This window comes from Clostridium porci (assembly GCF_009696375.1).
GTDB lineage: Bacteria > Bacillota > Clostridia > Lachnospirales > Lachnospiraceae > Enterocloster > Enterocloster porci.
In genome coordinates, this window is sequence record NZ_VUMD01000004.1 from 244,865 (window position 1) to 264,933 (window position 20,069).

The window sequence follows — 20,069 nt, forward strand, 5'->3', positions numbered from 1 at the left end:
TTTCTCTCTCCCTCTCAGCCCACTGCCGGAAGCGGACAGTCCTTGTAGTTTTTCGCTGCCTCCATCGCCCTGGCGAACTCATCCCGATACCGAAAGACAATCTCCACCTTTTTGTCCTCATAGATGAGTATCCTGTCCACCAGAGCCAGCAGGAGGCGGCGGTCAAGCTCCTGCACGTTCTCATACTGTGCAAAGACCTGTACCCATGCCCGGTTCTGGCTGCCCATCGCGGCGGCGTCCTCCTGTTCCCGTTTCAGCCGCTTCAAAGCCTCCTGCTTCTCCTCGATCAGCCCCCGGTAGTTCTCCCGGAAGTCGGTGTACTCCGCCTTGTTGATGATGCCCTCCACGAAGTTCTCATAGAGGCCCAGCTCCAGCTTTTTGTACCGCTGTATCTCCTCCTCCAGACGGGTCATCTGCGCCTCATAGCTGAACACCCTGCGGTCCCGCTGGGGGAGGCTGTCGATGAAGCACAGCACCTTATCCAGGTGAAGCACTACCTCAATCTGGTCGTGGATGGCGTGGAACACGATGTCCGCCAGCTTCGCCTCGCTGAAGGAGTGGGGGCTGCACTGGTGGGTGCGCTTGTTGTTGCCGCAGTTGTAGTAGACATACGCCTTGCCCTTTGCCTTATGGGTCTTGCGGATCATGGCCCCCTCGCAGTCCCCGCAGAACAGGTAGCCGGAGAACAGGTCGTGCTTGTCGCTGTCCCCGGCACAGCGCATATCCCGGCGCATCAGCTCCGCCACCGCCTCGAAGTCGGTGCAGGAGATGATCGGCTCATGGGCGTTCTCTATCCGCACCCAGTCCGCCTCATCCTTGGGGCGCGTCACCCGTACCTTGTGGTTCGGCGTCCCCCGCCGCCCCTGGATGAGTACCCCGGTGTAGACGATGTTGGAGAGTATCCGCTTCACGGTCACATACTCCCACTCCGGCCGTTCCTTTGTGCGGAAAGCTGTCTCAAAGCGGACGCCCTGCATCCGTTTGTACTCCATCGGCGTGGGGATGCCGCTGGTGTTGAGCCTCCGGGCAATTTTCAGGATGGGGAAACCGTCCTTATACATCCCGAAGATCATGGACACGACCTCTGCGGCGTCATCGTCCACCAGCAGGCGGTTCTTGTCCTGCGGGGCTTTCCGATACCCGAAGGGGACGAAGCTGCCCACATACTCGCCCTTCTTGCGCTTGACCTCCAGGCTGGTGCGTATCTTGATGGATATGTCCCGGCAGTAGATGTCATTTACCAGGTTCTTGAAAGGAAGGGTGATGACATCGGTGCTGCTCCCGGGCGCCATGCTGTCGTAGTTGTCGTTGATGGCGATATAGCGGATGCCCATCGCCGGGAATATCTTCTCCAGGTAGTTCCCGGCATCGATATAGTTCCGTGAGAACCTGCTCAGGTCCTTGCTGACGGCGCAGTCGATGCGCCCGGAACGCATATCCTGGATCATCCTCTGAAAGCCGGGACGGTCCGTGTTGCTGCCGGTCTCACCATCGTCGATGTAGGTGTCCACCAGCTCAAGGTCGTCGTGGCCCTCTATGTAAGCCAGACAGATGGCCCGCTGGCTTTGGATGCTGTTGGACTCCAGCCGGTCAGCATCCTCTCTGGATAACCGGGCATAGATGCCGGTCTTATAGATTTTGTTGGACATTTTGAACCTCCTTGTCGTCTGTGTTTCAGAAAACCGAAGGCCCTGTCCCGTATGGGAACGGAATACAAAGCCGCTGGCCTTGTGATGCTGTCCCTTTTTTGACCCAGGCATATTGTAGCGCCGGGCCGCCTGTTTGTTAAGGATGTCAGGCCCCGGCAAGGTAGAGGGAGTTGATACGCTCCTCAATGGTCTCGCCCCTGTCCGCGAAGCTCAGCTTCACCACCACCCCGCCGTCCAGATAGACATAGGGATTGCCGAGCTGCTCGATCCACGCCCGGATGCGCTCCTCGGTGGGAGCCTCCGGGTCGATATGGACCGTACTGCGGTCGCGGAGCGCCGCCTTATCCACCTTGCGGAGGTCGATATTCTTCATCGCCTCTGTCATGGCAACACCTCCAGTTCCCTGAAAGAACTTTTCAGCCTTTCAACATCTTATGGGAGGGACAGGCCCGAAAATGACAACGATCTGCCCCGATATGGAGCAGGCCGCCCTATCTGTCACCACCCAGCTTCTTCACCGGCTCATAGTCCGCGAAACGCTCCACGGTGCGGAATATCCGCTTGTTGTTCACCCACCGCTGGAGATGCCTTGTGACGGGCGGCGCCGTTGGCCGCTCATAGACCATCACATAGGGGTCGTACCCCATGCGGCGCAGGGTGTCCACCCGGTAAAGGTCCTGCTCGTGGGTGCTGTTGTAGTTCGTCAGCACATAGACCCGCTTGCGGCGGAAGTCCCTGATCTTGGACAATTCGGAGAACCGCTGGAAACAGCCGGTCAGGTCAACATTGGGGTTATCCCATGCGAAATGGATGGTTTTCGTGCGGACCCTGTTCAGGAGCGCCGCGTTGTCCGGCGTGATGAGGCGGATGTCCAGCCCCTGGGAGAAGTCCACCAGGGCGCGGCTTTCGGCAAGCTGCCCGATCAGCCGCTCATGGTCGGGGCAGGCCAGCAGGTTGGCGTCCATCAGTTTGATCTCCTTCTGCCCGTCCCAGAACTCGGAGAGGTCGGCCACATGGACGCTCTCTGCGCCCTCCTTCCCGGACACCACGCAGAAGCCGCAGCGGTTCGGGCAGCCCCTTGTCAAAAAACCGTAGGCCGTATCCGGGAACTGCGGATAGAGGCCGTAGTCAGGGCGGGTATGCTCCACGGCGTCCGGCAGGTTCGGCCCCGGACCGTAGCCGGTGCCACCGCAGACCAGCTTGTCGGCGTTGGTGACGGTGATCCTGTCCTTGGAGTAGGTGTCCGTGAACACCCGGCTCTTGTAAACGAGGTCGTACCGTCCCTCCGGCATCCACCACTCCACATCGTCCCCCTGGGCCTTGTGGCAGGCGGACAGCTTCATCAGGCACAGGTTCGGCCACCGATGGCTGTCCACATCAATAAGCCCGATCTTCAAAAGTCCACCTCCTTGTGGAATAGCAGAGAGCGCCCGCCCCGGAGGGCAGACGCTCCCGTCAACTGTCTCAGAACTTCATGGGCAGGGCGGTCTTTGCGCTGGAGCCGTTGTAGATGCGGTACACCTGGTAGAGATACCGCTTGTACCCCGGCAGGCTCGTCATGGCCCGGCCCTCCCGGAAGATCACCACCGGGTCCATCTGGCGCAGTCGCGTCACCAGCCGTTTGCGGCTGTACTCCCCACGGTAGAGGTCCACGAACTCCACCACGCCCTGCACCGTCTCCGCCCGGAGAGAGTCCGGGTCGCCCTTCCAGGCGTCCACGATGGCCTGCATCGCCTCCCGGTACACCCCATCCCCGACCTTCTGGAACAGGCCGAAAGCGGTACTGATGCAGGCCAGCCGCTTCGCGCCCCTGGTCTGTTTATAGTCCACGCAGAGGCCCACGGCCTCCGTTGCTTTCAGGAACGCCATAGCGTCCTCATCCCCGCCGAAAATGAGCGCCCGGAACCTCGCCCCGGCGGTCAGGCTGGCGGAGGCTCCCGTCTGCTGGGCGAACAGCAGCGCCTCATCGCTCTCGGTCAGGCCGTAGAACACCTTGCAGCGGATGGGCAGGTCCTTCCCGCCGTTCAGGAACTTCCGGGCGGCGATGGTATGCTGGCCGTCAAAGACATAGTAGCGCCCGCCCCGGCTGCTGACCTTCGGCTCGTTGGCGATGCGCTCATCGAACTCGGCGGCGATCCTGCGGACCCGGTCCTCGTTCAAGGTGCGCTGGTAAGTAGTGCGGGGGATCACCAGCTCCCGGCTGTCCAGCACGATTTCCCGGCAAAAGAGATTTTTCGTGTTCATTCTGTGTATCCTCCCTCGATCTTTGAGATATACTGTTTCATTGTCTGCATGATACGGATGACCTCCTGCTTATAGCGGCCATCCGATAAGAGCCTTGGGTACTCTTGGAAGAAGTGGTCACATAGCTCGGTGAACGAGACAATCTCCGCTTCGATAGAGCGGAGTATGGAATCCTCTGCGACCAGCTCCTTGGGGTGTTCCATTTCTGCCGATATTTCCCGTATCTGCTTCAGCGTGGATTGCCTGGGGCTTGCCGGTGCGGATTTGTGATAAATGGGCTGGGGCTTCTCGGATGCGGACTTTCCGCTTTCCCTAGGCTTTTTCAGTGCGGCGGCAAGTTTGGGGCGCTCCTCCGGACCAGCCCTGGCAACAGCGGCTACCGCTGTCTCTGTGGGCTTAATCGCGCCTGTGAGTATCTCCTGTTTGATGCCGGGAAGGGCTTCTTCGGCGGCATCCACACCCTGGGCATACCAGCCAGCCCGCATGACATAACTCTCGCTGGTGCTGGTATCATTCGCTATCTGAGCGCGGGTTTTGTGGGAGGAGGGCAACGGTTCATTTTGAACCGTTGCTACCCGTTCACCGCCATGCGCCATCTTCTCCGCTTCATACCTCTGCCCGATCAGGTATTTCTTCTGCTGGGGCGTCAGGTTTCGCCTGCCGAGTTGGTTCTTGCATATCCACGAAAGTGCTTCATAGCGGTTGGCGAAAGACAGCCTGTGGACTGCGTAGGTCAGCTCCGGGTGCTTCTGGATGATCTCATAGCGGTTGTGGCCGTCCAGGATCGTGCCGTCCCAGACGATGAGCGGTGAAAAGACCGCCCCGTCAGACAGGATATTCTCCTCCAAAAGGGAGAACTCGTCCTCCGTCAGCGGCGGTATCTTGTCCCGGAACTCCGGGTCGATGATGAGCCTGTCCATCAGGACACCTCCGTTCCCGTAATGGGCGCGTAGTCCTTATCAAGCCCGACACTCACCAAGAGGGCGGCGTTGACCCGCCTCATCTGCTCTTTGGTGAGTCTGCCCACATAACTCTGCACCCGCCGCTTGTCGATGGTGCGGACGACCTCCGACATAAACAGGGACGGCGCAAGCCCCTGGGCATCATCCAGCACCACATGGGTCGGCTGCTTGGGTTTCTTAAAGGTCCTTCTGGTCACGGCGATCACAATGATGGTCGGAGAGTGGTAATTGCCCGTGTCGTTCTGGATGACCAGCACTGGGCGGATGCCGCCCTGCTCGTGGCCGATTACTGGGTCCAGGTCGGCGTAGTAGACCTCGCCGCGGTGGAAATCGTGAAAATTACGGTCCATATGGATACCTCCTTCTACTGGTATGTAAAGGAGCGACCCAGCGCGGCAAATGCCGTCTCCAGACCGCCCCTCAAATTTCATAAAGCGTGTTTTTGATCCCTATTTGTCCCCGACACCCCGGAATCACGGGAATCATCAGGCTCGTCAGCTTGCGAAGCTGCTCTCATAGGCGTCTAACCTCCCCGCCTTCTTTGTGGCCGGGCCGCGAGTTACGGAAGTATCATGATCGCTGTCCGTTGTCATCGCCAAACCAAGAGCAACTTGGCATTTTCAGTCGGATGGATCGCTCCTCCCGGAACCGGGGATCGTGGCGCTCCGCTGTGCAGGCTATTCCAGACAGTAACGTGGTCTTGTCTCCAAGACTTCCTGATGACTGCATATTCAGTTTTCAAAGTCCACATCAGCGGGTCGCCCCGGCTGATGGTTTAAGTTTAGTGGAAAACGGGCGGTATTCTTATGGCGCAGGAGTACCACTCGCTGATACTCTTTGTATCAGTTAAAGACTATCCCGTAGGCTCTCCAGAGTGTGGATAGCAACTTCAAGCTCTCCCCGCAGTTCTTTTTCCGTGATTTTTCCAAGTACCAGATAATCCAAGCTGGCGTTAAAAAACATCGCAAACTCGGTCAGGACATCCAAAGAGCAACTGCGCTGTCCAGTCTCAATCTTGGCCATATGGACTGTGCTGAGGTTCAGCCTTTCAGCTAACTGTTCCTGTGTAAGTCCTTTATCCTTACGGAGTTTCTGAATCCTTTTCCCGGTATTAAGCGCGTTGTAATGCATAGCATAAATCTCCATTTCATTTGTGAGTTTCAGAACGGATAGCCGTTTCAAATTGTCTGATTTCCAAGATTTGGAGATTATGGAAAGCGGGCATAATACCAGCAGTGCTTGCCCACAAAAACACCTCCATTCGTTTCGGAGAATGGAGGTGTTTTCTGAGAACAGCTAAAAATGGCAGTATACTCCACCCCGCAGTCCTGGAAAATTGGTCTCCATTCCAGATTGCAACTGTCCTGCTCATTGGAAAGCTGTTCGATATTCAATTAGCTGTCATAAGGGATGAGCCACCGTGATCAAATGGTGCGCCAAACAACAGCAGGAATGAGTTAGTATTTATAAGTCAAATTTGTTGCAATAAAATTCTGATATATCTGCGTGGTTCATTCTAATGAACCACCACACTTCAAGAATGGTGCTTTGTAATGTATCATTTAATGGCTATACAATGAATTTCACTCAAAGATGGTATATTGTAAAATACCTTTGAGGTGACATACAATGTATGAATTTTCCCGCCCTCTTGGCGATACCATTAAGAAAGCCCGAAAAAGCAAGGGGCTTTCCCAACGCAAAGTAGCTGATATGGCAGATATTGAAGTCCGAACGGTTATGCATATCGAAAACCATGAAGACAACCCCAAAATGGTGGCGCTCTATGCGTTGATCCGTGCCCTTGAAATTGACCCGCGGGAGATTTTTTACCCAGAGCAAAACTGTGATGCGCCCACTGTGGAGCAACTGGGTTTGCTGATCGCCCAGTGCAGTGAGCAGGAAGCTCAAATCCTTCTTCCCGCAGTCAGAGCCATCTTATCGGCCATTCGGAATCAAAGTGATCTTCTGGTCGGTGCGATTACATAAAATAAAAACGGAGAGACTGCGCCCCTATAAAGAGGAAGCAGGCTCTCCGCTTAAAGCGTCTGGCTCATTTGCTCATAACCATTTTCAATTGTACAATATCAACACGAAATTCTTTTTTGCACTGCGGACAATAAAGAGGAAATCTGATAAGGATCGTATCCTCATTTACCTTGGTTTTTGTTTTAGCCCCGCAGATTGGACAATGCACCCAATGGGAGCTTTGTTGTTCCTGCTCTTTCATGGACAACACCGCCTATTCATAGGAATGCTTTCGATATGTTTTTTTGCTGCCATCCCAATTTTTTAGACATCAGGGCGGTCTCATATCCGCCTGTAGTAAGCAAGAGAAGCCCCTGAATTGCCGTTCTTTTCAAAAGAGAAGTATAATTCCAGCGTATCAGGATCGGTGATGGCAACGAAATACGAGACCCCTTCCTCCTCACATAGTAGCTGAACAGACCAGGCCTCGTTGGGACAGCCGTAGTACAACAGTTCATCCAAGAATTTGACCTCCATATTCCGCTCATGCGCCTCGTTTCCATTTTCATCCATTCTGTCAAAATCCGCAGTGAGATCCGTGGTTGGAATATTGCTGTCGTAGATGCGGGTAAAGCACAGCGTCGAGACAATGCCCTCATCCGCCGCACTGTACCGCCACCCCTCGACTTCTCCCTCGACCATCTGCCAGCTGCCCTCCAGATCGGACATGGCAAATTCCGCGCCCGGAATGGAAGGCTCACTACCCAACTCCAGCCATTCATCGTTGATCTGGTCATAGGTATAGATTGTGTCGCAGCTGACAGCGTAGTAAATTTCCTGCACAAAATGAGTTTCATGGTCAGTACCCAGGGAGATGATCCGGCAGTTCTGCCCGTTGACAGTCTCCTGAAGCCCTGTGTCCAGCATAACCATGCCAAGTTCGAGGTAATACCGGACAATCTCGGTTTCCCGCAGACGCTCAAATGCCTGCTCGGAGGCCGGATACTCCGCGCCCGAACCACTAACGGAAACTGCGGCAGCTTCCTTGTCAGATGGAGGAATCATATCTGGCTTACCATCCGGAACCGCACTGCTTTCGGAACTGTCTCGGTTCATATCACCCGTCTCCGTCTTGGATATTTCCGGCAGCTTCCCGCCGCTTCCGGCTGTTGGAAGCGGCTGTGCGGCATTATTTGCATCTTTGCAGGCAGTCAGACTAAAAATCAGGAGAAGCGCCAGCAGGATGCCTATCCAGCATTGTTTCATATTCTCACCCCCAAGGATCGCATTCCGCGAGGGACCGTATCCCGCTGAGGATGCTGGAATACTCCCAGAGATACCACAGGCTGCCCTTTTGCCGGAGCTTGACCGGCCTGGGAGAATCCGCCCCCGCTGTTTTCAGGAATACCCGGATATACCCGGCTTCTATGTCCTGGGGACGTGGATCCGGAAGCACATTCAGTACATAGGGCTGTGCCGGGGTATAGTTGTTTTTAGGCGCCGCTCCCTCAAAGTAGGCCAGGGGCAGATAAGGCTTATCCCGCAGGCGGTCCCGGAGAAACTGGCTGTCGTAGGGAGTCATGGGTCTGGGACCCCGCAGCATATTCATTGCCTTCACCCCGGCATCCCTGTCCTTTATGTATAGCTGTAATGCACACAGGAACATGGCGCAGGTGTTTTCCGGCTTGGAAAGATCCATCTGCGGACACGTTTGGAATTCCTGCAAAGTAGCGGGGATCATGTTTAATGTGACTGGCATTTTTCTGTCTCCTTTCTTTCAAAAACGGCTAAAAATCTGCGTACTGGTGGTGTGGACTCCGTCTGTATCTTTGAGACGCACTTGAAGCAGCAGGGTATCCGCATCCAATACTGTGACGTAAAATTCTTCTTCTGCGTAATTCTGGTATATCGTCTCAACGCTGAACAGCTGGAGACGCCATGCCTCGTTCCCGCATCCCTCATAAATTGGGGTCTCCTGGTATTCCACCGCCATGGCCTGTGCCTCCCTGAGATAACCGGGATGCCACTCGTCATAATAGTCCACACCGTCCGGCTCAGTCTCGTCCCAAGAACTGTGAAAAGTCAATCTGCGGTCAATCTCCATTTCGCTGGCCGTGAAATTCCAGACCTCCGGATCCCCTTCTGTGACAGTCTCGCCGGAAACCATGCGCCATTGGCCGAACAGGTCCGCCATGCAGTATTCCCCGCCCTTGGCCGGCATGGGCTGCCGCTCCATCCAGAACTGGTCGCCCAAGAAATCCAGCATCAACTGGCCATCCGCCATATGGCCTTGGGCAAAAACCGTGTCTTCGTTTGTCCCGTCAGCTTCCGTACTCAGAAAAAAGCCACCGCTGCCATCCGAATACCAGAAGCAGTCCGGGCCGATTCCGAGCAGAAGGTGGTACACACCGATATAGTCAAAGCTCCGGGGCTTCCATTCCCGATACCGGGCACCGCCGCCCTCCAACAGGTACAGTTCTATAACCCAATCATCCTCCGGCAAAGTCCCTTCCATCGTCTGGCCTTCCTTTGCCATTATGTACCGTACAGCCTGCCAGCAGGTATTCGTCCACGGATCTTCAGTATCTTCCGGTTCCGAAGTGTTTTCGGGCAAGGCATCCGAATATGTGCTGCTCTCTTTATTGATAGGCGGCAGCGCACTGGATGGGCCGTTCTCACCCATTTTTCTCCCGTTTCTCCCACACGATGCCAGTACCAGCGGCAACAGCAGACAAAGCAACGCTGCCGCAAATCTACTGCTTCTCATATCTATCCTCCACGTCTTTTCATCCACTCGTTATACATTTAAGTTGCAAATGTTTTCGTTCGTGCGTATAACATCGGGCGGTTACATCTCAAGGAAGAACAGCTGTCCGAAAACATCATCTATGACATCCTCCATATCTGCGTAGACCTCGTGCCACACGTCAAAGGCATAGAGATAGGTATAGCCATCCGCCTCCGTCATAAAGATTTTCCAGTGAAATGTGTGATCATTTTCACTTGTCGTATACGTCAAAATATAGACGGGGTGTCCCAATGCCTCACTGTAGCCGCTGTTCTTTTCGACAGAGAGATCTTCTGCCTCATACATCGTCAGATGCTCGATACTTTTTACTGCGTATTCTTCCATGGACACTCCATTCCTGCGGCCGCCTGGATAAGCGCAGTTTATGATCAATATGGAACCGTCCTGTGTCATATCCTCATAGTAATAGCCCCCATCAGGATAGTTTTCCGTTTGAAGGACAGTCATGTGGGTAAATGCGGGTCCTCCTGTGGTAAGCACATGAGGGTTGACGTTTGCTCCCTGTTCCATACCTCCATTGTTTCCGCCCTGGTCTTCGCCCTCAAATACAATGGCCCATCCTCCACATCCATCAATAAAAGGATCCCCTTGAACATGGGTCAATCTGAGTGAGGATGTGCCTGGCCCGTCCCCCCGCTCACAGATCCAAACGCCGCATATCTCATCATGGAGTTCTCCCGGACCATATTGTCCCCACAGATCGTTATCCTCAATGCCCTCTACAAGGCACAGCTCGAAAACCACGCACTCCGGCCCGAACTGGACCATCGCCTCATCCGGCCTGCTCCAGGTGCCTTCGTACAGAGCAATCGGTTCGCTGTTACCGCGGCCATAGCTGTAGGTAAGATTTCCCCCGCGCCCGATATTCAGGTTCAGGGAGATACCGCCTCCTAATTCCGCCGGAATCACGGCGGACCATATACCAATAAGGTCAGGATTATGATACATGGTAAAATCAAAAATTTCAGACGGGCCTGACAGCGAACCATCGTAGAGCCACAGAGAGGGCTGGTAACTCAGGCTTCTCCCTGTACTGTCCACAATCTCCACATCCAGGCTGGGCATAATATCGCTGAGGTTGCCCAAAAGGAGGATAGGATCCCCGCAGTCGCTGCGGTAGAGTACCTGGTCGCTTTCGCCAAGAAAATCGTTGTCCTCGTTGATGTCCCATGTATTGACCGCTGTGGAAGCTTTTGGGTCTGTAGGAACGATACAGTAGACCTCATATCCACCCTCCGGGTGGGCAATCCACCGTTCAGGCGGTATCTCCTTGATGAATGGATACGCATCCAGATATTGCTCCGCCTCCTCTGATGCCAGAAAGGCCGCAATATCTTCCCCAGGCTCCAGGGCGGCGCCCAAAAAAGCTACGGAACAGATACAGCCGTCCGCCTGCGCCCCTTCACGCAGGTCATCCAATACTTTCCCTCCTTCGACAGAAAGCCAGGCGGCTGCCCCTTCACTGGCGGCGGAACCGGATGCTCCGCCATCCTCTGTGGGGGTATTGATAGCTCCTTTACCGGGTATTTTCTTGTCCTGATCCAGGGGGCCGTTCCCTGGCGGAACCTGCTCCCTGCCGCAGGCGGTAAGGGACAGAATCAAAACGAATAAAAGTGCAAATATGCGTCTATATTTCATGCCATTGTTCCTTTCCGGTTTATTTATCCATAGGAGCGTATCAGCTCCATGGAACTCATGTCATTATCAAAGAAAGGCGGACGCATTCCGTTGTCCCTGTCCTGCTGGATATGCAGGTAGTCCCCGGACGGGTCAATCAGGACAGGAAAGACGCCGCTGGCATCGCTGGGAAGATTTCCTGCTCCCGTGGAGACAATTAGCTGTAGACAGTCATCCACCATCCGCCAGACGCCGGAATAGAGCAGTTGATATTCCTGCCCATCCTCGAACTGGCAATACAGTTCGGCAATGCCCGCGCAGTTCGGATCACCGCCTCCACCAAGCAGGTTCAGAGACCATCCATCGCACACCCAGCAGGTATCCGCCAGTCCTTCCTCCGTGGGCGGCACCCACCAGTCATCCCCTGTCGGTTCCCAGCTGTCCGGATCGCCCCAATAATCCAGACCCGTGATATCGCCAAAGAGGGTGAAGTCCATGACCAGGGGGGCATAGTCCTCGCCTGTGGGAACGATCATATCACCCCCAACCTCTACGTCCCATACCGGATACCATGTTACCAGACCTCCTGCGCCACCGCTGTCACTGGCAATGATCTCTATATCCGGCTCATCGCGAAATTCCTCATAACCTACAAATACCAGCACCGGCTGGGCATACTCTTCCCGGTAGAGGACTTCATCCGGCTCGGGCCAGACTCCGTTGCCTGTGGATTTCCATGTGACATGATTCACTGAAAGGGTGGTCCTGTCATCTCTTGGCACGATGCAGTAAAGGTCCCCATAGCCGGGACCCAGAATACGCACGGGCGGGATCGTCCGGATAAAAGGCATCTCATCCATCAATCCGGGCGAGTTGTCCCACAGCCATTCTGTCAGAGAAGTGGTGTCATCCGCCCCCCTACAGCCAAGGTATGCTGCGGCTATGGCTGCCTGCGGTGCGTATTCCGCCATAAATTCCCGCAGCCAGGCCAGTGCCTCTTGCTCCGTTCCCTCGTCTGGTGCAGCAGACATATCCTTATCCGGCTGTCTGCCGTCAGCCAGCACTCCTTTGCCGGTACTTCCATCGGCTGGTATGGACGCTGCATCGCCGCTGCCGGTGCCGTCCTGCGACTTACTGCCGCAGGCGGCGAGGCCAAACAGGAGCAGAAACGCCAGAAGGGCGGACGCGGTCCGCATTATCATTCTCCTCATGAATTTGTTCCTCCTTAGAATTTCCCGCTACGGCCCGAACCGCCGCCACCGCTGCAGCTGCTACTGCTGCTACTGCTGCTACTGCTGCTCGAACTCTTCTGTTCGATCTTGGTACGGGTTTTGGTGGTGTGCGTGTAGCGGTCATAACTGTCTGCTAGGCGCAGCCCGCCAGGAACAATGTATTCGTTGGCCTGCGCGTTCTGCCGGACATTGTTCATCTTCCGTTTCAGCACCATGCAGACCGCCAGCGCCGCCAGACAGGACAAAAACGTCATCAATCCAATTCCCCACAAGGGGTTGGCCCGCACCGGATGCCCCGCATCCGCTTTGGCAAGATACTCATCGCAGGAGTCCAGGTAATGGGAAATGCCGCCATACCAGTCATCATTGCCAAAGTCGCCTAAAAAGCTCTCTTCCAGCTGTTCCTGTCCGTATTCGTTAAAGGCGTATCCGGCACTTTTACCGTAGACAAACATGGCGTAATCACGTTCCGCCATGCTCAGAAGGATCATGATGCCATCCCGCCCATCGCCCATTCCGAAGCCGTTTTGTTCGGAGTGATAGATCTGTGTGGTCACATCATAGACATCCCCGGAGCCAAAATCCTCATAGTCGTCCACAAGAACCACATAGACGCCACAGCCGTGCCGCCGGGAAATGTCCCCGGCCCACTGCTCCAGTTCCTCCCACTGGTCAAAAGGGAGCAGGTCGCTGATGTCAAAAATATAGTACATCGAGGTGCTGTCCGGTTCCTCCGCATCCTGACCGGACGGCCCTCCAGTCATTTCATAGCCGCTGTCTCCCGGTGCGAAAAAGTCCGCCACGAATTCCGCCATAGCGCCCACCGCCTGGGAAAGCGCCACGGCGCTCATATCCATATTGCCGGACCATGCCCCAGACTCCATGCCGGATTCCACTGACAAATAAGGCTCCACTGCCTTGGTAAGATCGTAAAGCCAATCCCCATAAAGCAGATTTTCATCCGTACCGCCCAGATAGACACACCAGTCATCCGCGGCCATTGTATAGGCGTCTTCGCAGGGCGTAAGCAGCAGGGTCAGCGTAATACCGGAGTGGTATTTTCCATAGCCATATTCATACTCTTCGTAAATACCTTCCGCTGCGTCAAGCACGGTATCATAATCACTTTCCGTCAGAATATCTACCCGCAGGTCAACACCATACCGCTCTGTGAGCGCGGGAAGCGTGACCTCTCCTGCATACCGCAGCGGTTCCGACCCTAACTGCCCTGTCTCATCGTAGATCACGCCGTAATCTTCCGCTGCCGCAGCCGGGATACAGAAGGTCAGTGCCAGTAGCACCGACAGCACAAAACTCGCAAATTTCTTCATATCCGATCCCCCTTATCTACAAAAGCGTGAACAAGACTGAGCTCAGCACCGACAGCGGCACAGCGATGGCGGCGAACAGCGCCCAGAATCTGCCGCGGCTCACGGGCAGCTCACCCACCAGCCTGCCAGTCTGGCCGTTCATGGCAAACAGAAAATCTTTTCCGTTCCACTTGGTATTAAGCATCCAGACCGGCATGAGCGCATAGTGGACTTTGCCGCGCTTGAGGGAAGTACTGCCCCCCTTGGACGTGCAGGTATTGTAGCCCTTCACGGTATCCCGCAGTGCGGCGGCCAGCGTGTTCTCGCAGCGTTTGTCAGCCCGCTCCCGGCTCTGTTCTACCGTCACATCAAACTTGTCAGCGAGAAAACCGGGCAGATATGCCGTGGAAAAGGGTTTCAGTTCTGTATAGTCATAGGGTTCAATGGAATCCATGTAGTCGTCCGGCATCTTGCTGGACGCATCCACCGGAACCTTTTCAAACGCGACGGAACCGGAACGGAAAACGTCATAATGTTCTGTCTCGGTGACCTCATAATCGCCGGAGCGGTAGGTACGGGAACGTGTGGCTGCATACCGGGCATCGCCCTCCGCCTCGCCGTCAAACATCCAGAAAGGGACGTAAACCCCCTTGATCTCCTGGATGTGGTTCCCGGCGGTAAAGGATTTTGGCAGAAAAACCTTGCCCTTATAGTGCTTTTTAAGGGCCGCGACCGCATCCTCCTTGCTCAGCTTGAATGGAAGCACAAAATCGGGCCGCAGTGTACCGCCGAACTGCCCTGGCACTACGGTGGGGTTCCCGCAATAAGGACAGGATGTGGCGGCGGTACTTTCATCACAGATCAGCTCCGCTCCGCAGGAAGGGCAGTTATAGGCTTTCATCCCTGCGGCATCCGCGCCCCAGTCACCGCTCAGGCCGGAGGTGTCCCAGCCGTCATCTTCCGCGCCTTTGGTCTGAGCGTCCTCGTGGGCTTTCACGGCCTGTTCTTCTTTCTGCTGGTACAGCGCCTCTATCTCGGAGATCTCGTAGGCGCTCCCGCAGTAATCGCACTCCAGTTTCCCGGAGTCCCCGGCAAAGTGCAGCGGGCCTGTGCAGGCCGGACACTGGTAATTTGTTACTTGTGAAGGCATCTTTTATCTCTCCTCCTACTGGTTTATCTTCTTCAGATCAGCTTGGATCCGCAGTATTGGCAGGACGAAGCCCATCCGGGCCGTATGACGTTCTCTCCGCCGCAATGGGGGCAGGTAACCGTTTCGTACTGCTCTTTCTGGGCAACTTTGTTAAAGGCTGTCAGCATGATACGCTTGTTAGGCGTATCAAGACTGATGTTTTCTAAGTATCCTTTTTGGATCATATGGCGTACCTTACGTTCCACGTTCTTTCCGCCAATGGCTCTGGAAAGCTGGTCAAAGGAAATCTCTGGCTCAGGGCTGGCGAAGAAGCATTCCGCAAGCCGATGGGCAAGCCGGCTGGCGCTCTGGCGGCGGACCGGGCCAAGCGTACCCTTCCAGATACATAGGACACCCATTGAAAGCATGAACAGCTCCGCAAGCACACTGCCCAGGTCAAACTCCAGATCCACCTCGAAAACCGATGCCGCAATAATCACGCCCAAAAGTGCGAATGCCGCCATACGGATAAGTTCCCCCGTCCTGTAGCCCAGCCGAACTTTTTCAGTCAGGTAAAGCTCCATATCAAACCTCCTCAATCAAACTGTTCACGACAGGACCCGTAAAAACGAGTCCCGGATGGTGTCTTTTGGATACCGCCCCAGCAGACACTCCTTTTCTTTCCGGATCATCCCGCCAGCCATCTCCGCATGGCCGCCGCCATCTCCATAACCGTGGAGCGCATCACGGACTAAATGCCCCGCATGGACAGCCGGATCCTCCGAGCGGACAGAAAACTTGATCCCATCCTCCCGTTTGGAGAATACCACGGCGACCTCCACCTCCTGCAGCGCCAGGATGAAATCGGAGAGGATCGCAATCAAAGCGTCCGGGCAGGGAAAGGGGACATTGGATATGCCTACCTTGTCGTAGACCTCAATGCTCTCGATGGCCGCGCCATATGCTTTCAGATCGTTGAACTCCATATTGTTGCGCTCCAGCCGCGCCAGCATTTCCTGGTCACACAGAGGGAACAGGAATGCGAACATTTCAATATCCAGTTCCGTCACGCCCCGCGTAAACTGCAGCGTGTCCATTTTCAGGCCATAGAGCAGGGCAGTCGCCGTGTGCCTGTCCGGCAGGCACGGAAGCTGTTTATAATACTGGGCGATGATCGTGGCGCAGGCCCCAGTGGGGCGGATGTCCTGGTAGCGGTATTCAATTGGCACAAAAATGGGGTGGTGGTCGATGCAGGCCACCTCATCCCCAACAAAATCCGTGATATTCCCACTGTGCTTCTGCGCGTCCACACAGATCACATAGTCTTCCTCGGCCATGTCCGGACGCAGCTGCTCATAGGGGAACATCTGGATCTGGAACGCCTCCAGCATCTTGGACGCGCTCAACTTGTCGATCCTTCCATCGTAGCAGAGGGTAGAGGGGATTTCATGCTGGGCCAGAAGGCGCTGTAAGCCGAAGGCGGAGGCAATGGCGTCCGGGTCTGGGAAATTATGGGTCTGTATGTAGATATGCTTGCCGTGGCATAACGCCGCAAGCTGGTTAAAGTCGTTCATTTTCGTATTCACTCCTATCTATTCAACGGTTGCCGCCGGCCTGTCAGCCCTGACCGTTTTTCCTTTCGTGCGGCAGTGTCAGCTTATCTTTGATAGATTCTCACTCCCGCAAGACGATAGAACGCATCAATCAGTTCATTACCCGCATTGATCGGGGCATATATAGAGTTGCCGTCCGCGAACTCAAATGACGTCTGGTATGTGGTTTCATCAAGGGCGAATATGTCATTGTCCGGCGGCTCTTCATACTCTTTCACTCTTGTAACGAGCTGCTGCTCCTTTACGATGCGGAGTATCTCCTCCGCATCGCTCTCTCCAATCCGCTGGTTTTCCACTTCCGTGTGAGCGCCACTGCGGTTGAGTGCAGCATCAAATGAAAAGAACCAATCATCTCCTTCTTTTTCGATGGTAAACGAATAGGAAGAGGAATGATCCATACAGCTGCTGTGGACGGAAACAGCCCTGATCTCAATTTTCTCAGCTGCCTCATAGTGCCTGTCGGCAAGCGCATAGAGATAATCGAGCGTCTTATCACCGAACGCGGTTTCTTTGTCTATACTGCTTCCATCAGTGAATGTCATTCCAGAGATGCGCATCGGCGCATCGGATATGTGAAAAAAGTGTATCGGCTCACGGTATTTTCTGAGCCGTTTTATCTCGCCTTCCTCAAGAATGATCTCAAGGAATCCTTCTGCATCTTCAGGCGGGATCTGGACGGAACTGAACGATGCGTAATGCTCCTTCCGGCTTCCCACATAGCAGCTTGCAGAAAAGAGCCAGTTCTCGTCTTCCTTTCGCAGTGCAAAAGAATACACTGGGTATCTTTCCATGCCAGAATAAGAGGTATAGAACGAAACAACCTCATCGGCAGTATATTTTTTGCTTCCGCTACATCCGAAAAGTCCGGAGAACATCGAGAGGGCTGACACGATAATCATCACTTTACATACATTTTTCTTTTTCATAGTTCACCCCTGAGAGATTGAAACGGTCTGCCGCACTCGGTGCAGAACTTTCCCCTGTTCTCCGCTCCGCAGGAGCAGGTCCAGCTTTCACGAGCGGATTTCGGAGCGGGAACAGGCTGCTGTCCCACCTCCAATTCCTCCTCGCTATAATACCGCTCTACATCGCCCAGTTCCATCCAGCCATAGTCATACCAAAATGTATCCGCCAGCCACGCAAACTGGGAGGAATCCAGATAGCGCAGACAGTAAATCGTATCGTCGCCTCTTCTGTCACCGATCGTCAGGCCGCTGACCTTCTCCGCAAAATCCGCCTTTATGGTCAGAACGCCGTCTTCGAACATATGCTCAAATTCGCCACTCAGCTTCGTGAAATCCGCATCGTAGCACTCGATCTGACACCCGTCCAGATTCATGCCGCGGTAATAGAGTTTCATTTCGCCCGAGGTGTATACAGTTTTCAGGATATGAAAATTATCAAACAGGACTGCGGTTTCCGGATATTGATACACGACCTGATTGCTGTTCTGTCCGCAGGCAGCAAGCCCCAGCATACCCATCAGAATACTTATCGCGGCAAAACCCGGGGTTAATTTCACGGTAGTACCTCCTCATCTAAAATAGCCATACGGCTCCCGCCCCAATTGGGACGGGAGCCGATCCCATACGATTGTTACCCGCTTTTTCCTGCCGCTTTTTGGAGTGACGCAGGACACATACCGCCGTCCGCCGAAGACCCGCGCTACTGGAACTTCATGTTGGTGAGAATGATGTCGGGCATCGTTCCCTGGACGCAGTCCATATTCCGCAGGCCGATGGAAAGGGCGCGGGTGTCGTCAATCTGCGCGATATACTCAATCCATTCGTAGCCGATGTACTTATAGGTGCGGCCGTGGAAGGTGATGCCGCCGATCACGCGGTCTTCTATATCCTGATAGTTTTCGAACTTCTCCTTGTAGAAGTCGAAGTCCTCCAGCTTTTTCCTGACCTCAAACCGGATGCTGCCTGCGCCGAACGCGGTGGGATCGTCGTTTTCCACCAGACAGCACTTCCCCTCGTCATACGACCACCCGCTATCCGGAACGGTCGTCTTGATTGTTATGTTGATCTCATCGTGGGCAAACATGGCAACCTTCGCGGAGAAGTCCTTCATCGCAGCGTTCGCAGAGGCGGCCTTGTTCTCTTCGGCGGCCTCTGCCTTCACGATGTCGAGATACTTCGCGATGGCTTCCTTGCCGGAGAAGCCGCTGGTGTTGAAACCGCTTACCTCATAAACGCCCGTCTCCTCTTCCTTGAAATTGACGTAGATGAAATGCGAGTCATTGTCCGCAGAGATCCACTTATAGTAGCGGTAGTTTGCCTTCATGTGGTCGCTGTACTCTTCCTTGACAAACTCACCTTCCACGCCGAAGTAAGCGACAACCTCCTCGTAGGTGGTGTCGAAAATATTTTTATTGACATCGTTCATCCAGACATAGCCCTTTTGCACCTGTTCTTCTGTCACGATGCCGTCCCCTCCGGCTGTGTTTCCACCCAAATTCGATTCCGGAGCGTCTGAATCAAGGCTGTCCGGCATTGGCTTGCCCGCCTCAATCAGAGGCAGATACCAGGTATCATAAAGATCAGGCAAATCCTCCTCGTCCACATCGACCCAATAGGTTCCCCATGGGCGCAGATAGATATCATAGTGGAATTCATCCCCGCTGTTTTCATAATCACCGTCAATGTGGATCATGTCTCCGTAGTCCGCCAGCCCCGGATCAACAATCCAGTCCGCGTGCTCAAGCGCAATATCCGTGAAGGAGCCGCCCTCGGACATCATAGTGCCATATATACTGGTCCCATTGCCACTGAGGCTGACCGATGCGGAAACCATAGGCTCCGATTTTGTGTAGTCCCCATCCCAGAGGATGACGGTGCCCATGCCGTCTGCACCGATGTCAACGGCGCCACAGATATCCCACCAAGCGCCCTCCATACCCTTATCCTCGTAGTAGCCCGAACAGCCCGTCATAATCCACCAGCCGTACCAGTCGCCATTCCACCAGTCGAGCAGCGCGTCTCCGGTCCCGGCAGACTGTGCCGTACCGCTCCCAGCTGATTCCCGGCTGAGTGTGGACGGATCGATGGTGATTTTACCGTTTTTGTCGCCGAACGCCTCCTCAAATGTCACTTCGACCTTGCTGGTCGTATTCGCCAGCACAAAGGCTGTGCGGATCTCAAGGGTCACACCCGGCGCGACATCCGTAAATTGATCTTCGATCACCGTAGCATCATAGGAGTCCGGATTGGAATAGACGATGGCAACCGCCAGCTCCACACCGTTCTGCATGGCTGTTTCGGAGATCGACCAGAGATAAGAATGACTGTCCTCGCCGTTGTTCGTAAAATCCAGCGTCAGAACGACCGCGTCGTTTCCATCCGAATCCTCCATGATGCACGCGCCCTTATAGAGCAGCTCATAATCGCCGAGCTTGAGCAAATTGGAGTCTGCCAATGCCTTATCTGTCGATTCCTTATTTTTACCACAGGCGGTGAGACTGAGCAGCATCAGCGCCGCAAGCAGCAGGCACAAAAGTTTGGTCTTTGTTTTTTTCATAGTTCCCTCCAAAA

At 54.6% G+C, this 20,069-nt stretch carries 21 protein-coding genes; 1 reads left to right on the forward strand and 20 read right to left on the reverse strand.

The window, feature by feature from the left end:
* Positions 1 to 14 precede the first annotated feature (14 nt).
* The 7 genes from FYJ39_RS06345 to FYJ39_RS06375 all read right to left on the reverse strand — a co-directional run bounded on the left by FYJ39_RS06345 (position 15) and on the right by FYJ39_RS06375 (position 5,986).
* Entirely contained in the window at positions 15 to 1,649 is a 1,635-nt protein-coding gene (locus FYJ39_RS06345; protein WP_074661760.1) for a recombinase family protein, read from the reverse strand.
* A gap of 145 nt (positions 1,650 to 1,794) precedes the next feature.
* The gene (locus FYJ39_RS06350) at positions 1,795 to 2,034 is read right to left on the reverse strand and encodes a DUF6870 family protein (protein ID WP_074661684.1); all 240 of its coding nucleotides are present in this window, start codon (positions 2,032 to 2,034) and stop codon (positions 1,795 to 1,797) included.
* Positions 2,035 to 2,140: 106 nt separating this feature from the next.
* A complete protein-coding gene (locus tag FYJ39_RS06355; protein WP_074661682.1) occupies positions 2,141 to 3,046 on the reverse strand; it encodes a radical SAM protein in 906 nt (301 codons plus the stop codon).
* A gap of 67 nt (positions 3,047 to 3,113) precedes the next feature.
* Complete coding sequence (locus FYJ39_RS06360) at positions 3,114 to 3,893, reverse strand: DUF6551 family protein (RefSeq protein ID WP_074661679.1); 780 nt, start codon at positions 3,891 to 3,893, stop codon at positions 3,114 to 3,116.
* Positions 3,890 to 4,813, reverse strand: coding sequence for a ParB N-terminal domain-containing protein (locus FYJ39_RS06365; RefSeq protein ID WP_074661677.1), 924 nt, complete (start codon positions 4,811 to 4,813; stop codon positions 3,890 to 3,892). Before FYJ39_RS06365 ends, FYJ39_RS06360 begins: the two co-directional genes overlap by 4 nt.
* Positions 4,813 to 5,205: a type II toxin-antitoxin system PemK/MazF family toxin gene (locus tag FYJ39_RS06370; protein WP_074661674.1), complete on the reverse strand. Its 393-nt coding sequence runs from the start codon at positions 5,203 to 5,205 to the stop codon at positions 4,813 to 4,815. The genes FYJ39_RS06365 and FYJ39_RS06370 overlap by 1 nt, the downstream gene beginning before the upstream one ends.
* A 496-nt stretch (positions 5,206 to 5,701) precedes the next feature.
* On the reverse strand, positions 5,702 to 5,986 hold the full coding sequence (locus FYJ39_RS06375) for a helix-turn-helix domain-containing protein (protein WP_074661671.1): 285 nt from the start codon (positions 5,984 to 5,986) through the stop codon (positions 5,702 to 5,704).
* A 498-nt stretch (positions 5,987 to 6,484) separates the two neighbouring features.
* Between FYJ39_RS06375 and FYJ39_RS06380 the strand changes: the two genes are divergently transcribed.
* On the forward strand, positions 6,485 to 6,844 hold the full coding sequence (locus FYJ39_RS06380; RefSeq protein WP_074661669.1) for a helix-turn-helix domain-containing protein: 360 nt from the start codon (positions 6,485 to 6,487) through the stop codon (positions 6,842 to 6,844).
* 64 nt (positions 6,845 to 6,908) lie between these two features.
* Here FYJ39_RS06380 and FYJ39_RS06385 read toward each other — a convergent pair whose 3' ends face one another.
* The 13 genes from FYJ39_RS06385 to FYJ39_RS06445 form a co-directional block, all read right to left on the reverse strand.
* Entirely contained in the window at positions 6,909 to 7,085 is a 177-nt protein-coding gene (locus tag FYJ39_RS06385; RefSeq protein WP_154465351.1) for a cysteine-rich KTR domain-containing protein, read from the reverse strand.
* Positions 7,086 to 7,165: 80 nt separating this feature from the next.
* Positions 7,166 to 8,089, reverse strand: coding sequence for a hypothetical protein (locus FYJ39_RS06390; RefSeq protein WP_074661661.1), 924 nt, complete (start codon positions 8,087 to 8,089; stop codon positions 7,166 to 7,168).
* 4 nt (positions 8,090 to 8,093) lie between these two features.
* On the reverse strand, positions 8,094 to 8,582 hold the full coding sequence (locus FYJ39_RS06395; protein ID WP_074661658.1) for a DUF6935 domain-containing protein: 489 nt from the start codon (positions 8,580 to 8,582) through the stop codon (positions 8,094 to 8,096).
* 18 nt (positions 8,583 to 8,600) lie between these two features.
* Positions 8,601 to 9,590 carry a hypothetical protein gene (locus FYJ39_RS06400; RefSeq protein WP_154465350.1) on the reverse strand — a complete coding sequence of 330 codons (990 nt, stop codon included), beginning with the start codon at positions 9,588 to 9,590 and terminating at the stop codon, positions 8,601 to 8,603.
* 81 nt (positions 9,591 to 9,671) lie between these two features.
* Positions 9,672 to 11,270 carry a hypothetical protein gene (locus FYJ39_RS06405; RefSeq protein ID WP_074661653.1) on the reverse strand — a complete coding sequence of 533 codons (1,599 nt, stop codon included), beginning with the start codon at positions 11,268 to 11,270 and terminating at the stop codon, positions 9,672 to 9,674.
* A gap of 23 nt (positions 11,271 to 11,293) precedes the next feature.
* A complete protein-coding gene (locus tag FYJ39_RS06410) occupies positions 11,294 to 12,460 on the reverse strand; it encodes a hypothetical protein (protein ID WP_074661651.1) in 1,167 nt (388 codons plus the stop codon).
* Between the two features lie 14 nt (positions 12,461 to 12,474).
* Positions 12,475 to 13,812, reverse strand: a complete 1,338-nt coding sequence (locus tag FYJ39_RS06415) for a TPM domain-containing protein (RefSeq protein WP_074661648.1) — start codon at positions 13,810 to 13,812, stop codon at positions 12,475 to 12,477.
* A 16-nt stretch (positions 13,813 to 13,828) separates the two neighbouring features.
* Entirely contained in the window at positions 13,829 to 14,941 is a 1,113-nt protein-coding gene (locus tag FYJ39_RS06420; protein WP_074661645.1) for a Trm112 family protein, read from the reverse strand.
* A 32-nt stretch (positions 14,942 to 14,973) separates the two neighbouring features.
* Positions 14,974 to 15,504 (reverse strand): hypothetical protein, encoded by a 531-nt coding sequence (locus tag FYJ39_RS06425; RefSeq protein WP_074661642.1) that lies wholly within the window; start codon positions 15,502 to 15,504, stop codon positions 14,974 to 14,976.
* Positions 15,505 to 15,528: 24 nt separating this feature from the next.
* Positions 15,529 to 16,494 (reverse strand): DHH family phosphoesterase, encoded by a 966-nt coding sequence (locus tag FYJ39_RS06430; RefSeq protein WP_074661639.1) that lies wholly within the window; start codon positions 16,492 to 16,494, stop codon positions 15,529 to 15,531.
* Between the two features lie 83 nt (positions 16,495 to 16,577).
* Positions 16,578 to 17,459 (reverse strand): hypothetical protein, encoded by an 882-nt coding sequence (locus FYJ39_RS06435; protein WP_074661635.1) that lies wholly within the window; start codon positions 17,457 to 17,459, stop codon positions 16,578 to 16,580.
* Entirely contained in the window at positions 17,456 to 18,055 is a 600-nt protein-coding gene (locus tag FYJ39_RS06440) for a hypothetical protein (protein WP_074661632.1), read from the reverse strand. The genes FYJ39_RS06435 and FYJ39_RS06440 overlap by 4 nt, the downstream gene beginning before the upstream one ends.
* 143 nt (positions 18,056 to 18,198) lie before the next feature.
* Positions 18,199 to 20,055: a DUF5067 domain-containing protein gene (locus FYJ39_RS06445; RefSeq protein ID WP_074661630.1), complete on the reverse strand. Its 1,857-nt coding sequence runs from the start codon at positions 20,053 to 20,055 to the stop codon at positions 18,199 to 18,201.
* Positions 20,056 to 20,069: the final 14 nt, after the last annotated feature.

Bases quoted from the DNA above. Each gene is read 5' to 3' on its own strand.
- FYJ39_RS06345 (WP_074661760.1), bottom strand. From the start codon at position 1,649: ATGTCCAACAAAATCTATAAGACCGGCATCTATGCCCGGTTATCCAGA.
- FYJ39_RS06350 (WP_074661684.1), bottom strand. From the start codon at position 2,034: ATGACAGAGGCGATGAAGAATATCGACCTCCGCAAGGTGGATAAGGCG.
- FYJ39_RS06360 (WP_074661679.1), bottom strand. From the start codon at position 3,893: ATGAACACGAAAAATCTCTTTTGCCGGGAAATCGTGCTGGACAGCCGG.
- FYJ39_RS06365 (WP_074661677.1), bottom strand. From the start codon at position 4,813: ATGGACAGGCTCATCATCGACCCGGAGTTCCGGGACAAGATACCGCCG.
- FYJ39_RS06370 (WP_074661674.1), bottom strand. From the start codon at position 5,205: ATGGACCGTAATTTTCACGATTTCCACCGCGGCGAGGTCTACTACGCC.
- FYJ39_RS06375 (WP_074661671.1), bottom strand. From the start codon at position 5,986: ATGCATTACAACGCGCTTAATACCGGGAAAAGGATTCAGAAACTCCGT.
- FYJ39_RS06380 (WP_074661669.1), top strand. From the start codon at position 6,485: ATGTATGAATTTTCCCGCCCTCTTGGCGATACCATTAAGAAAGCCCGA.
- FYJ39_RS06385 (WP_154465351.1), bottom strand. From the start codon at position 7,085: ATGAAAGAGCAGGAACAACAAAGCTCCCATTGGGTGCATTGTCCAATC.
- FYJ39_RS06390 (WP_074661661.1), bottom strand. From the start codon at position 8,089: ATGAAACAATGCTGGATAGGCATCCTGCTGGCGCTTCTCCTGATTTTT.
- FYJ39_RS06395 (WP_074661658.1), bottom strand. From the start codon at position 8,582: ATGCCAGTCACATTAAACATGATCCCCGCTACTTTGCAGGAATTCCAA.
- FYJ39_RS06400 (WP_154465350.1), bottom strand. From the start codon at position 9,590: ATGAGAAGCAGTAGATTTGCGGCAGCGTTGCTTTGTCTGCTGTTGCCG.
- FYJ39_RS06405 (WP_074661653.1), bottom strand. From the start codon at position 11,270: ATGAAATATAGACGCATATTTGCACTTTTATTCGTTTTGATTCTGTCC.
- FYJ39_RS06410 (WP_074661651.1), bottom strand. From the start codon at position 12,460: ATGAGGAGAATGATAATGCGGACCGCGTCCGCCCTTCTGGCGTTTCTG.
- FYJ39_RS06415 (WP_074661648.1), bottom strand. From the start codon at position 13,812: ATGAAGAAATTTGCGAGTTTTGTGCTGTCGGTGCTACTGGCACTGACC.
- FYJ39_RS06420 (WP_074661645.1), bottom strand. From the start codon at position 14,941: ATGCCTTCACAAGTAACAAATTACCAGTGTCCGGCCTGCACAGGCCCG.
- FYJ39_RS06425 (WP_074661642.1), bottom strand. From the start codon at position 15,504: ATGGAGCTTTACCTGACTGAAAAAGTTCGGCTGGGCTACAGGACGGGG.
- FYJ39_RS06430 (WP_074661639.1), bottom strand. From the start codon at position 16,494: ATGAACGACTTTAACCAGCTTGCGGCGTTATGCCACGGCAAGCATATC.
- FYJ39_RS06435 (WP_074661635.1), bottom strand. From the start codon at position 17,459: ATGAAAAAGAAAAATGTATGTAAAGTGATGATTATCGTGTCAGCCCTC.
- FYJ39_RS06445 (WP_074661630.1), bottom strand. From the start codon at position 20,055: ATGAAAAAAACAAAGACCAAACTTTTGTGCCTGCTGCTTGCGGCGCTG.